The organism is Brevundimonas sp., from assembly GCF_030656255.1.
In the GTDB taxonomy this organism is placed as follows: Bacteria; Pseudomonadota; Alphaproteobacteria; order Caulobacterales; family Caulobacteraceae; genus Brevundimonas.
The window spans coordinates 24202-36957 of the sequence record NZ_JAUSOE010000156.1 but is presented as its reverse complement, the minus strand read 5'-3'; the positions used below and the strand labels follow the sequence as shown (position 1 = coordinate 36957).

General features: G+C 66.9%; 15 protein-coding genes. 5 read left to right on the top strand and 10 right to left on the bottom strand.

Annotated elements, in window-relative coordinates; all coding sequences use genetic code 11:
- Positions 1 to 1089, bottom strand: a 1089-nt coding sequence (locus Q7J26_RS15605) for a peptidoglycan-binding protein (RefSeq protein ID WP_304937286.1), incomplete at its 3' end; no start/stop codon positions are given.
- 191 nt (positions 1090 to 1280) lie between these two features.
- Positions 1281 to 1505, bottom strand: coding sequence for a 50S ribosomal protein L31 (gene rpmE / locus Q7J26_RS15600; RefSeq protein ID WP_008258897.1), 225 nt, complete (start codon positions 1503 to 1505; stop codon positions 1281 to 1283).
- 136 nt (positions 1506 to 1641) lie between these two features.
- Here rpmE and Q7J26_RS15595 point away from each other — a divergent pair, with 136 nt between their 5' ends.
- Complete coding sequence (locus tag Q7J26_RS15595; protein ID WP_304937285.1) at positions 1642 to 3522, top strand: ABC transporter transmembrane domain-containing protein; 1881 nt, start codon at positions 1642 to 1644, stop codon at positions 3520 to 3522.
- Between the two features lie 13 nt (positions 3523 to 3535).
- Here Q7J26_RS15595 and Q7J26_RS15590 read toward each other — a convergent pair whose 3' ends face one another.
- The 6 genes from Q7J26_RS15590 to Q7J26_RS15565 all read right to left on the bottom strand — a co-directional run bounded on the left by Q7J26_RS15590 (position 3536) and on the right by Q7J26_RS15565 (position 7591).
- Positions 3536 to 4561, bottom strand: coding sequence for a glycerophosphodiester phosphodiesterase (locus Q7J26_RS15590; RefSeq protein WP_304937287.1), 1026 nt, complete (start codon positions 4559 to 4561; stop codon positions 3536 to 3538).
- An 88-nt stretch (positions 4562 to 4649) separates the two neighbouring features.
- Entirely contained in the window at positions 4650 to 5456 is an 807-nt protein-coding gene (locus Q7J26_RS15585) for an inositol monophosphatase family protein (protein ID WP_304937284.1), read from the bottom strand.
- Positions 5457 to 5563: 107 nt separating this feature from the next.
- Positions 5564 to 6130, bottom strand: coding sequence for an elongation factor P (gene efp / locus Q7J26_RS15580; protein WP_304937283.1), 567 nt, complete (start codon positions 6128 to 6130; stop codon positions 5564 to 5566).
- 116 nt (positions 6131 to 6246) lie between these two features.
- A complete protein-coding gene (locus Q7J26_RS15575; RefSeq protein ID WP_304937282.1) occupies positions 6247 to 6807 on the bottom strand; it encodes a tryptophan-rich sensory protein in 561 nt (186 codons plus the stop codon).
- A 55-nt stretch (positions 6808 to 6862) separates the two neighbouring features.
- Positions 6863 to 7105, bottom strand: a complete 243-nt coding sequence (locus Q7J26_RS15570; protein WP_035308935.1) for a helix-turn-helix transcriptional regulator — start codon at positions 7103 to 7105, stop codon at positions 6863 to 6865.
- Positions 7106 to 7591, bottom strand: a complete 486-nt coding sequence (locus tag Q7J26_RS15565; protein ID WP_304937281.1) for a DUF2975 domain-containing protein — start codon at positions 7589 to 7591, stop codon at positions 7106 to 7108.
- Positions 7592 to 7687: 96 nt separating this feature from the next.
- Between Q7J26_RS15565 and Q7J26_RS15560 the strand changes: the two genes are divergently transcribed.
- Together Q7J26_RS15560 and Q7J26_RS15555 are read left to right on the top strand one after the other, a co-directional pair.
- Positions 7688 to 8623 carry an ABC transporter ATP-binding protein gene (locus tag Q7J26_RS15560; RefSeq protein WP_304937280.1) on the top strand — a complete coding sequence of 312 codons (936 nt, stop codon included), beginning with the start codon at positions 7688 to 7690 and terminating at the stop codon, positions 8621 to 8623.
- Positions 8623 to 9348, top strand: coding sequence for an ABC transporter permease (locus Q7J26_RS15555; protein WP_304937279.1), 726 nt, complete (start codon positions 8623 to 8625; stop codon positions 9346 to 9348). The genes Q7J26_RS15560 and Q7J26_RS15555 overlap by 1 nt, the downstream gene beginning before the upstream one ends.
- 6 nt (positions 9349 to 9354) lie before the next feature.
- On the opposite strand, the gene bfr is transcribed toward Q7J26_RS15555, so the two are convergent.
- A complete protein-coding gene (gene bfr / locus Q7J26_RS15550; protein WP_304937278.1) occupies positions 9355 to 9855 on the bottom strand; it encodes a bacterioferritin in 501 nt (166 codons plus the stop codon).
- 138 nt (positions 9856 to 9993) lie between these two features.
- A complete protein-coding gene (locus tag Q7J26_RS15545) occupies positions 9994 to 10179 on the bottom strand; it encodes a bacterioferritin-associated ferredoxin (protein WP_183194912.1) in 186 nt (61 codons plus the stop codon).
- A gap of 131 nt (positions 10180 to 10310) precedes the next feature.
- On the opposite strand from Q7J26_RS15545, the gene thiE reads away from it, so the two are divergent.
- Both thiE and Q7J26_RS15535 read left to right on the top strand, forming a co-directional pair.
- Positions 10311 to 10964, top strand: a complete 654-nt coding sequence (gene thiE, locus Q7J26_RS15540) for a thiamine phosphate synthase (RefSeq protein ID WP_304937277.1) — start codon at positions 10311 to 10313, stop codon at positions 10962 to 10964.
- A 74-nt stretch (positions 10965 to 11038) separates the two neighbouring features.
- Positions 11039 to 12721 carry a sensor histidine kinase gene (locus Q7J26_RS15535; RefSeq protein ID WP_304937276.1) on the top strand — a complete coding sequence of 561 codons (1683 nt, stop codon included), beginning with the start codon at positions 11039 to 11041 and terminating at the stop codon, positions 12719 to 12721.
- Positions 12722 to 12756: the final 35 nt, after the last annotated feature.

Here is a 12756-nt window from a genome sequence, read left to right as displayed (position 1 = left end):
GGCCGGGCCCTTGGGCAGGATTTCGCGACGTGCGATGCTGGCCGGGACATACCAGGGCGGATTTGCGACGACCGAGGCGAACGGCTTCTCCAGGCTGGGCGTCTGGTTTTCGGCCGAGCCGACGACGACGCGGTTGGAGTGGACCGGCTTGGCGTCCTTCCAATAGACCATGATGGCGGCGGCGGTGTTGACCTCGATCCGCTCGGGCGCGACCTCGCGCTTCAGCCAGCGACGGCGTTCCAGGTTCAAGGCGATCTGACGGGCGCGGTCCTCAGCCGAGGCCGACAGCGACCGCTGGGTGCCTGTGCCGATGCGGCCGTCGGCGCCCAGGCCGTGCCGGACTTGGAAGCCCTGAACCGCCTGTTGAAGCTCCGATCCATAGGTCAGGCCCTCGGTCTTCAGCCGCGCGCCGTTCGCCGCCGTCAGGTCGCCTTCGGCCGTCAGCCGGTCGATCAGGGCCGGGATGCGTCGGTCGCTCATGTTCGGCTCGATCGTCGGGCCGGCCGGGAAGGCGGGCCAGCCGCCCTGGGCCGCCAGGCGACGATAGCGAACATAGCCCGCCGACAGGTTCTGATAGCCGATGTCAGTCGGGGCCAGGCCCTCGAACCAGTCCAGCAGGATGTTGCGCGCCAGGGCGTCGCTCAGGCCGCGCGGCAGATCGACCCGGTTCTTCTGCATCTCCCACAGGTCTTCGACCGTCTCGGGGCGGACCTTGCCCTCGGCCAGGATGCGGCCATAGGTCAGGGCTGCGGCCGTGGTGCGCAGATCGGACGAGGCGGGATCTGCGGCCAGGCCGACGAAGTCGAAATAGTCGCCCGCCGACAGGCCGTGCCGCTCAGTCCGCGCGGCGACGGCGTTGAGGGCGCGCAGCCGCTCGGCGGTCCACACCGGCCGCCAGCCGTTCATTTCATAGAAGGCGCGGACATCGGCCTGTTGCGTCTCGGGCAGACGCGAAATCTGGTCGTTGAAACTGTTGTAGAAGGCGGTCGCCTGCGTGCCGCGCTGCACGGTCACCTGTTGCGCGCGCGCCATGGAGGCGAGGGTCACGGTCGCCGTCGCGACGCCCAGACCCAGTTCCCGTCTATTCATAACCCGTCCGCTTCCCGATGGATCGATCCCCGTGGATCGACGCCCTTGCTTCGCCGTATGTGCGAACGCCGTTTATGTTACCGATGTTCCCGGCAAACAAAAAGCGCCGGTCCCGAGACCGGCGCTCTTCGTGAGCCGATTGCTGCTCAAATGCTGCCCAAATGCTGCAACGTGTCGCAGCCAGGACGCGCTTACTTCTTGATGAAGCCGGCGAACTTGTTGTTGAAGCGCGAAACGCGGCCGCCGCGGTCCAGCAGGTGGGCGTTGCCGCCGGTCCAGGCCGGGTGGGTCAGCGGATCGATGTCCAGGTTCAGCGTGCCGCCTTCCTTACCGTAGGTGGAGCGCGTCTGGTACGAGGTGCCATCGGTCATCACCACGGTGATGAAGTGATAGTCGGGGTGCGTATCGGCCTTCATGGTGGTCGTCCGGTCTCTGGCGCGATGACGATGCCGACCGTCGGTGCGCGTGAAATTGAGAATCCCGCCGAAAGATTCAGCGGGAAAGAGCGGGGCGTTTACACCGGGGGGCGTTCCGGGGCAAGAGGCGGGCGCAATGACCGATCAAACCGCCGCCCCCGCCCGTTCCGCCGCTGTTCCGGGGCGCGCTTCCGGCGTCGGAACGGCTGAAGGCCGCCCCAGCGCCGGCGCCCTGTTGATGGAGCAGATGTCCGAGGCGGGCGAGAAACGCGCCAAACGCCGCGACATTCGCCCGCTGGCCCGGCTGATCCCCTTCGCCATGCGCCACAAGGGCCATGCGCTGATGGCGGTCTTCTGGCTGCTGCTGTCCACCACCGCATCGCTGGGGCTGACGGTCCTGGCCCGCGGGGCCATCGATCACGGATTCGAAGCCGGCGGCGCCAATCTGAATCTGTGGTTCCTGTTGCTGGGCGCCAACGCCCTGTTCCTGGGCCTGGCCACCGCCGCCCGCTATTTCTACGTCACCCGCACGGGCGAGCGCGTCATCGCCGATGTGCGCAAGGGGCTGTTCGGCCGCATCCTGACCCTTGACCCGTCCTTCTACGCCCAGATGCGCACCGGCGAGGTGCTGTCGCGTCTGACCACCGACATCGCCTTGGTCGAGACCCTGATGACCACCTCGGTCTCTTATGCGTTGCGCAACTTCCTGACCCTGATCGGCGGGGTGATCCTGCTGTTCTTCGTCAGCCCCAAGCTGACGGGCTTCGTTCTGCTGATTGTGCCCTTCCTGCTGGGCCCGATCTTCATCTTCGGTCGTCGGGTGCGCAAACTGACCGTCGCCTCCCAGGACCGGTTCGCCAACGCCGTCGGCTTCGCCGGCGAGAGCGTGGACGCCATCGAGACGGTCCAGGCCTTCGGCCGTGAACGCAGCGCCATCGCCCGCTTCGGTGCGGCGGTCGAGGACGCCTTCTCCGCCTCGCTCACTCGGATGCGGGCGAGGGCCTGGATGACCGCCCTGATCATCATCGTCATGTTCGGCGGCGTCACCCTGGTGCTGTGGCTGGGGGCCCAGGACGTGGTGGCCGGGACCATGTCGCCGGGCGCCCTGCTGCAGTTCGTGCTGCTGTCGGTGTTCGCCGCCGGCGCCGTAGGCGCCCTGGGCGAAAGCTGGGGCGATGTGCAAAAGGCCGCCGGCGCCATGGAGCGGATCGAGGAGCTGATGCAGGCCACGCCCGACATCGCCCCGCCGGCCCAGCCGACAGCCCTGCCGTCGCCGCCGCGTGGCGAGGTGTCGATGTCGGCCGTCGGCTTCTCCTACCCCGGCCGTCCTGACCTGCCGGCCCTGAAGGGCTTCAGCCTGACCGTGCGGCCGGGCGAGACCGTCGCCCTGGTCGGACCGTCGGGCGCGGGCAAGTCCACCGTCTTCCGTCTTCTGCTGCGCTTCTATGATCCCCAGACCGGCGTGGTCTCGGTCGACGGCGTCGACGTGCGCCAGGCCGATCCCGTCGCCGTGCGCGACCGTTTCGCCTGGGTGTCGCAGGAAACACCGCTGTTCTCCGGCTCGGCCTTGGAAAACATCCGCTTCGGCCGCGAGACCGCCACCCTGGACGAGGCCCGCGCCGTCGCCGAAAAGGCCCAGGCCCTGGGCTTCATCGACGCCCTGCCGGAAGGTTTCGACACCCCCCTGGGCGAACGCGGCAAGAGCCTGTCGGGCGGCCAGCGCCAGCGCCTGGCCATCGCCCGCGCCCTGGTCCGCGACGCCCCCATCCTGCTGCTGGACGAGGCCACCAGCGCCCTCGACGCCGAAAGCGAACGCCTGGTCCAGATCGCCCTCGACCAGGCCATGGAAGAGCGCACTACCATCGTCATCGCCCACCGCCTGGCCACCGTGCTCCGCGCCGACCGCATCGTCGTCATGGACGACGGCCGCGTGGTGGAGGAGGGGACCCACGACCAACTGGTGGCCAAGGGCGGGCTGTACGCGCGTCTGGCCGAACTTCAGTTCCGCGCCGGATAGACGCGCGGTCCGACTACTTGGATCGCGCCAGGGCCGGGAAGTCGCTGAACACCGCGTCCACCCCCGCCTCGGCGAAGGCGGCGGCGTAGCCCGCCATATCGCCATGGTCGGCGAACCCTTCGCCCCGCCGCCGTTCGACGGGCAGGAAGGCGTTCTCGGCCCGCAGGGTCCAGATCACCACCTTCAGCCCCGCCGCATGGGCGTCGTCCACCAGGGCGCTGGGCGCCGTGGTGCGGCCTTCAGCGTCGCGCGGCAGGACCAGGGTCATCTCCGGCGCAACCCAGTCGGCATAGGCGGCCATGGCCTTCAAACCCTGTGGCGTGATCATCTGGGCGTAGGTCTGCGACGGCCGGTCTTCGGGCGCGCCGGCTGCGCTGACCAGTTGCGCCAGCGGGACGTCGATCCGCTGTGACAACCGCTCCAGCGGCCCGACTTCGAAACACTGGACGATGACGGGCGCATCGGCTCCGGTCAGGCCCAGCCGTTCCAGTTCGGCCACGAAGGCGTCCTCCATCGGCAGGCCGATGGCGGCGAAATAGGTCGGATGCTTCAGCTCCGGCGCCACGGCGATGGTGCGGCCGGTTCGGGCGGGGGCCTCGCGCGCGATGGCCACGACCTCGTCGAAGGTCAGGATGGGTTCTTGCCCGTCATAGGCGACGTTGCCGGGCCGGAACTCGGGCAGCCGTTCCTTCGCCCTCAGGGTCTTCAACTCCGCCAGGGTGAAGTCTTCGGTGAACCAGCCGGTGGTCGCCACGCCGTCGATGGTCTTGGTGGTCTTGCGCTCGGCGAACTCAGGCCGGTCGGCCACATTGGTCGTGCCGCTGATCTCGTTCTCGTGCCGGTCGATGAAGACCCCGTCCCTGGACATGACCAGGTCCGGCTCGATCACGTCCGCGCCCTGTTCGATCGCCAGTTCATAGGCCGCGCGCGTATGCTCCGGCCGTTCGCCGGACGCGCCGCGATGGGCGATGATCAGGGGCTGGGCCACGGCGGGCGTTCCAACGAGCAGGGCGAGGGCGGTGACGATGGCGCGGATCATGCCCGAGGGATAGGGCAGGCGCACGACAAGCAAATGACGACGGACGCTCTCCCTTCCCGGACGGGGAGGGAGAGGCGGCTGTGCGGCCTCAGCCGCCCTGCAGCACCTTGCGCAGCTGCGGATGAAGCTCGCTGTTGCTGGCCAGGATCGACACGCCCGTCTTGGGATCGCCGTCCGCTTCGATGGTCGTCACGGAACCGCCGGCTTCGGTGACGAACAGGATGCCCGCCGCCACGTCCCAGGGCTTCAGGCCGCGCTCATAATAGGCGTCGTAGCGACCGGCCGCGACCCAGGCGAAGTCGAGGGCGGCCGAGCCCAGGCGGCGGATGCCGGCGACGCGCTGGCCGATGGCGTGAATGTCCTTGATCGCCTGGGCGTGGCCCGTCTTGCCGATGAATGGCAGGCCGGTGGCGACCAGGCTTTCCGACAGGTCGCGACGGCCGGCGACGCGGATCCGCTGGTCGTTCAGATAGCAGCCCTTGCCCTTTTCGGCCCAGAACAGCTCGTTCATGACGGGGTTGTAGGTCACGCCGGCGACGATCTCCGTCGAGCCATCCGGCGCACGACGCTCCAGGCCCACGGTGACGGCGAAGTGCGGCATGGCGTGCATGAAGTTGGTGGTGCCGTCGATGGGATCGACGATCCAGGTGTGGGACTTGTCGGTCCCCTCGATCATGCCGCGTTCCTCGCCCAGGAAGCCATAGCCGGGGCGGGCCTTCATCAGCAGTTCGTACAGGGTGTCTTCGGCGCGCAGGTCGGCGGTCGTGACGAAATCGCCCGGCCCCTTCCTCGACACCTGAAGCTGCGACACCTCGCCGAAGTCGCGCAGCATGGGGCGTGCGGTCTTGCGCACCGCGTCGAGCATGACTTGGAGCAGGGCGGAAGCGAGGGCCATCGGCGGATCTCCTGGTCCGCATGTCCTGAAAAGGCCCATTCTTGGAGCCCGGAGATGCGGAGAAGTGCAAGAAAGGGAACGGCCCCGAATGAGGCCGGCAGTCGGTGTCAGTCCGCGCGGCGCACGTATTCGCCGGTCGCGGTGTCGACGATGATCCGCTCGCCCGCCGACATATAGGGCGGGATCATGATGCGGACGCCGTTCGACGCCATGGCGGGCTTGTAGGAGGAGGAAGCCGTCTGGCCCTTCACGGTCGGCTCGGTCTCGGCGACTTCCAGCACGACCTGATCCGGCAGCGACAGGCCGATCGGACGCTCATCGTGCATTTCGATGACGACCTTCATGCCTTCTTGCAGATAGGGGATGCGATCATCGCCGACCCAGTCCTTCTGCAGTTCGATCTGCTCGTAGTTGACGTCGTCCATGAAGACCAGGCTGTCGCCGTTGTCGAACAGATAGGAGAAGTCCTTCTGCTCCAGCGTCACGCGCTCGACCTTGTCTTCCGACCGGAAGCGTTCGTTCAGCTTGTTGCCGGTCTCGAGGTTCTTGGCCTCGACGTTGGCGAAGGCGCCGCCCTTGCCGGGCTTGACGTGGCTGGCCTTGGTGACGACCCACAGGCCGCCATTGTGCTGCAGGACCATGCCGGGCTTGATGGTGTTGCCGTTGATCTTCATGGGGTCACATCGGGAATGGGGTTGCGCCCACGCGCCCGGATGGGGCGTGGCGAATAGGGCGCGATCCCTAGAGTAAGCCCTTACAAAGGGCAAGGAGGGCAAAGGGCAAGGCGGCCCTAATGCAGGGTGCGGTCGTTCGACGCCTGATCGGCCTTGCGATGCAGGAAGTTGCCCAGCCGCACCCCTGAGCCGGTCGGCGCGGCCATCTTGCCGGCTCCCTCGTCCAGCTTGCGCGCCTCATGGGCGAAGGCGGCGGCCAGGCCCGCCGACGACATGGCCGCCAGCACCTGTTTCCACATGGACGACGGGCGCAGACCCAGCCAGACCGCATTGACGGTCTGAGCCGCGACCCACAGGCCCATGGCCGTGGTCCGCTCGCGGGCCGGAGGTGCGTTCCAGACCCGCACCGCCGACAGGGTGGTGGCCGAAAACACCGCCGGTAGGATCAGGCTGAAGGTCCCGCGCGGCTTTTCGGTGATGGGCAGGTCCCTGCCGCGAACCTGTTTCAGCGATCGTCGGGGCTGCAGGGCGCCCGAAGCGATGGCCGTCGCCAGCAAGGCGAACCCCACCGTCAAGGCGACGCCCATCGCCACATGCCCGGCGCTGCGCCCCTGGCTGTTCAGCAGGTCCACCGCCGCGTCGCGCACTTCATCAATGGCGTCGTCGATATCCGTCATGGCCCACTCCAGCTTGCCCGTCGAAATCTAATGGCCGGGACCGGGCGCGGTTCCGTCAGACCTCTTCCGGCTCGACCGGTTCCATCTCGCGCGGATCGAAATCATAGTCCAGCAGGTCGCCGGGACGGCACTCCAGCACGGCGCACAGTCGCGACAGGGTGCTGAAGCGGATGCCCTTCACCTTGCCGGACCGGAACAGGGAGAACTGGGTTTCGCTCAGGCCGACCTGGGCGGCGACATCGCGCGCCTTCAGGCCCTTGCGGACCATCAGATCATTCAGGGTCACGCGAACGGGCATTCAGATCATTTCGTCCATCTCGGCCTGCAACAGGCCCGCCTGATCGATCACCCGTCCCAGCAGGAAGAGGGCGCCGCCGATCATGCCCAGGGTCATGCCGGCGACGTCGAAATAGGCCCAACTGCTGCGTTCGTCGCCCAGCAGCCGCATCAGGTTGGTGATGCCGAAGACGCTGAGCAGGCCGCCAAAGCCCAGCGCCAACCCGACGCGGCGCAGGGCGTCCGACAGAGTGGGCTGGATCAACCGCCCCTTGGCCAGTTGTCCCAGCGCCGACCCGATCGACCAGACGGCGAAGAGGTAGAGAAGCGTCGGCGAGGCCCAGACGATCTCCCGAAGCAGGAGCAGGACTGGGCGCTGTTCACCGGCCATGAAGAACGCCACCGGCGCCAAGGCCAACAGCCCGCCGACGCTGCAGACCATGAAGATCGCGAGCCAGCGGAACTGGCGGCACATGCGGCGGAAGCGGGCGAGATCGTCGGCGGCCATGGTCTGTCCGGGGCTGGAAACCTGTCTTGTCTTTAATCTTGACTTAAAAATAGACCGCCTGCAACTTTATCTAAGAGTTAAACGAAAGGGCGCGGCATGGCGGCGATCGAGACGGAGGGGCTGACGCGGGTCTTCGGAAGTCGGCGGGTGGTGGACGCGGTGTCCATGTCGGCGCCGGACCGGGCGGTTTACGGCTTTCTGGGCCGCAACGGCGCGGGCAAGACCACGACGATGAAGATGCTGATCGGCCTGTTGCGGCCGACCTCGGGCGTGGCGCGGATTTGCGGCGTCGATGTAGAGCGGGACCGAATGGGGGCGGCGCGCAAGATCGGCGCCCTGCTGGAGGCGCATGGCTTCTACGTCCATCTGACGGGCCGCGAGAACCTGGACCTGTCCCGACGCCTGCTGGGCCTGCCGGCGACCGAGATCGACCGGGTGCTGGCGGTGGTCGACATGTTGCGCGACGGCGGTCGCCGGGTCAGCGACTATTCCCTGGGCATGCGTCAGAGGCTGGGGATCGCGCGGGCCATGCTGGGTTCGCCGCCGGTGCTCCTGCTTGACGAGCCGACCAACGGCCTGGATCCCGACGGCATTGCGGACATGCGACGCTTCCTGCGCGAACTGCCGGACCGGGCAGGGGCGACCGTGCTGCTGTCCAGCCACCTGCTGGGCGAGATCGAACAGACGGCCAGCCACGTCGGCATCATTCACGAGGGTCGGCTGGTGGTGGAGGGTGAACTGAGCCGGTTGAAGGCCGATCTGGCGCCCGAGATCGGTCTGCGCGTCGATGATCCGGATCGGGCCTGTGCGGTGCTGCGGACCCGTGACCTGACCCTGAGCAAGGACGCCGAAGGCCTGGTGGCCCGGCTGCGTCCCGGCGACGATCACGACGAGGTCTCCGCCGCCCTCAATCGCGATCTGGTCGCCGCCGGCGTGTCCGTCTTCGCCATAGGGCCGCGCGCCCGTTCGCTGGAAAGCATCTACCGCGCCGCCTCCGCCCCAAACCCCTCCCGCCCTATGGAGACCGTCTGATGCTCGCCGTCCTGTCCGTCGAAATCCGCAAGCTGAACCGGTCGCTGGCCTTGCTGCTGGCGGCGGCCGCCCCGGCCCTGATCGCCGTCTTCGCCTTCGCCATGATGTTGCGTTCGCGGCAGCCGTCGGAATGGGACATGTGGATCGGCAGCGGCCTGGCCATATGGGCCTATTTCCTGATGCCCATGTGCGTCACCGCCCTGACCGCCCTGATCGCCCAGATGGAACATGCGCCGCGCAGCTGGGACCATCTGCGCGCCCTGCCGGTTCCGCGCTGGACCCTCTATGCGTCGAAGGCGATCTGCGTGATCGGTCTGGTTCTGGTGATGAGCGCCGCCGTCCTGGGCATGACGGTCGGGGCGGTCGTCCTGGGCGGCATGGTCAAACCCGAGGTCGCGGCGGTCGGCCGTCTGGACCTGGCCGGCTATGCATGGACCCTGATCCGGATCGCCGTGGCGGCCGTGCTGATGATCGCCATCCAGTTCTGGACGGCGATTCGCTTCGCCAGCTTCGTGCCCGGTCTGGTGCTGGGTATCGGCGGCGCCTTCTTCGCCGTCGTCGCGACTTCGGCAAAACAGGGCGTCTTCATGCCCTGGCAGATGCCGGTGAATATCCTCGCGACCGAGGCGTGGCGCGTCCAGACCGCCTTGACGCTGGGCGGCGGTCTGGGGCTCGTCGTCCTCGCAGCGGCGGTGATCCACCTGGCCCGCCGCGAGGTGCGCTGAGGCAGATCAGCCGCCGGTGGCGCTGTTGTCGGTGACGATTTCCTTCATGGCCGACTGCAGATAGTTCTGCGCGCCCATCAGTTCGATCAGCTTGTGCTGGTTTTCGAGGAAGTCGATGTGCTCCTCGGTGTCGGCGAGGATCTTCATCAGAAGGTCGCGGCTGACGTAGTCGCGGGTTTCTTCACACAGGGTCACGGCGGCGGCCGTTGCGCCCCGGCTGTCGATCTCGAGTTGCAGGTCGGCGCCCAGGCATTCGATCGGATCTTCGCCGACCTTCAGCTTGTGCAGGTCCTGCAGATTCGGCAGGCCGTCCAGGAAGAGGATGCGTTTGATCAGCATGTCGGCGTGCTTCATCTCGCCGATCGATTCTTCGTAGATGACGTGCCCCAGGTGGGCCAGACCCCAGCTTTCGAACATGCGCGCATGCAGGAAATACTGGTTCACCGCCGTCAGCTCGTTGGTGAGCACCGCGTTCAGCGTGCGGAGGATAGCGGGGTCGCCCTTCATGGCCGTGTCCTTGGTCTTGCGACGGCGCCTTCGCCGTCTGTCGAGCGACGCAATACCACAGTAAAATCGACCATGCTTATTTGCGAGTTTTTATCACTGCATTGATAGTGCGAGTGATTTTCGGCAGCAAGCGAGGGGCTATTCTGCCGCTAGCGCGAAGGCTTCGCGGCTGTCCTGGATCATCTGGCGCATTTCGCAGACGCATTTGGCGCATTGGGCCTGGCACTGGTGGCTGGCGAAGATGTCGCGCGGCCGACAGGCGCCAGCCTCGATGGCCTGGGCCACATCCCGCTTGCGAAGACCATTGCAGTTACAGACGTACACGAGATTTCTACGCGTTCCACCGACTGAGAATGGTTCGCTATAGCACCCCTTAAGGCGATTGCAAGTCGTTCGCATGGGTGTGCGGCGACGGACCCGTTGACGAATGGTCGCAGGAGGGGGAAGTCAGCCCCATGGCCAGAACCCCGACCGTTCCCGACCGCCCGCCCTGCCGGCTGTATCTGATCACCCCGCCCGCGATTCCCGATCTGGACGCCTTCGCCGCGACCCTGGACGAGGCCCTGGGCGCCGGCGACGTGGCGGCCCTGCAGATTCGGCTGAAGCCCGCTGACGATGAGACGATCCGTGCGGCGGTGGAGCGGCTGGCGCCGATCGCAAGGCGGCATGGGGTGGCGGTCCTGCTGAACGACCGACCCGATCTGGCCAAGGCCACGGGTTGCGACGGGGTTCATATCGGCCAGGAGGACGGCTCGCTGGCCGAGGCGCGGCGCATCCTGGGACCGGACGCCATGATCGGCGTGACCTGCCACGACGACCGCGACCTGGCCTGGGACGCGGCCGAGGGCGGGGCGGATTATGTCGCCTTCGGCGCCTTCTATCCGACCGACACCAAGACGACGGCCCACCGGCCCGGTCTTGAGATCCTGACCGTCTGGCAGGAGACGGTCGAGATGCCCTGCGTCGCCATCGGCGGCATCACCGTCGAGACGGCGGCGGAGGTGGCGCGCGCGGGCGCCGATTTCATCGCCGTCAGCGCCGGGGTCTGGTCCTATGACCAAGGTCCAGCTTCAGCGGTTAAGAACTTCAATCTTAGATTGAATAATTAGTTTGCGGCCATATTTCAGGGGATATTAGGAACCGCATGTTTTGATGGTGAGGATCAATCGCCTCGAGACCCTGCATGACCCTGAGCCGCGTGCTCGACATCGATGTCGCGGCGCCGACGACGCAGCCGTCGGGCGCGCGCATGCGTGCGGCTGAGGCAGGCAGCGGCGACGTCTTCGCTCACCCGTTGATTCCTGTGATGACCGGCGTGGTTGTCGCTGTCTTCGCCGCCCTGTCCATCGGCTGGGCCCATAATCTGGGGCTTATTTCGGGACTTTGGGGCGTGTGCGGGGTGGCGGTCGCCGTCTGGCTTCGGACGGGTCGGGGGCGGCGTCACGATGTCGCTTTCGCCATCGTCATGACGATCAGCATCCTGATCGGGGAGTTGATCGCCGGCAACAAGCCCTTGCTCTCCCTGCTGTTCACCCTGGCGAACATGGTGGAGATCATCGGGGCGGTCCTGCTGGCGCGCCGTTTCGCCCCGACGCTGAACGTGTCCAGCCTGAACGGCGCGGCGCGGTTCCTGATTTGCGGCGCGGTTCTTGCGCCGATACCGGCGGGTCTGTTCGCATCGATCGCCTTGGCGCCGTTCGGTTCGGGCGACGTTCTGGAAGCGTTTCAGACCTGGTGGTTCGGTCATGCCCTGGGCCTGGCCGTCATCGGCACCCTGGGCCTGTCTCTGACCTGGTCCACCCTGGCTCGTCTCACCCGTCCCGGCGCGATGTTGGAGGCCGGCCTGTTGCTGACCGGCGTGTTGGGCGTCCAGTTCCTCGGCCTGACCGGTCGTGTTGAGATCGGCGTGGTGATGATCCCGCTGTTGCTCGGCGTCGCGGTTCGGCTCGGCGTCGCGGGCACGGCCTTCAGCCTGTTGGTCGTCGCCCTGCTGTCGGTCGGGGGCGCCATGCTCGGCTATGGACCCCATGTCGAGACCCTGACCCGGTCGGAACAGGTTCTGGCGGCCCAACTCCAGGTTCTGGTCGGCTATATGCCGATCCTGCTGGTCGCGGCCCTTCTGGAGGAACGCGACCGCCTGTCCGAACGGGCGCGATTCGGACAGGTCCGGGCGGAGCGAGCCTCGGAGGCCAAGTCGCGCCTGCTGGCCAATGTGGCGCATGAGATCAAGAGCCCGGTCGCCGGCGTGATCGGCATCGGCAATCTGTGGTCGACCGGCCAGCTTGGGCCGGTCACGCCCCAGCAGACGGAAATGGCGGACATGCTGGTCAAGACCGCGCGGCAGGTGGAGGCGCTGGCCCACGACCTGCTCGATGTGGCGCGAGCCGAGTCCGGCGCGGTCAAGGTCGACCTGCGGCCGACCGATATTCCCGGCCTGCTTGAAGACGTAAGGCGCGCAGCCATTCTCAGGCCTGAAGCTCAATCGGTGGATGTGCAGGTGGTTTGCGAGGGCGACGGTCTGATCGCGGTCGCCGATTCCCAGCGACTGGTGCAGGTGATCGACAATCTGACCAGCAACGCCCTCAAATACGGCGGCTCGGGCGGTCAGGTGATTCTGCGGGCGCTGCGGGCGGACCAACATATCCGGATCGAGGTGATCGATTTCGGCCCGGGCCTGTCCTCGCAGAAGCAATCGCAGCTTTTCGAGCCCTTCAATCGTCTGGGACTGGAGCGATCCAGCATAGAAGGGCACGGCGTCGGTCTGGCCATCGCCAAGCGGCTGGTCGAACTGCAGGGCGGCGCCATCGGCGTGATCTCGAGCCCCGGCGAGGGTGCCACCTTCTGGGTGGATCTGCCGCACGCCTGACCGCACTCTTGCGGTTCCTTCGGCGCCGGGTAATG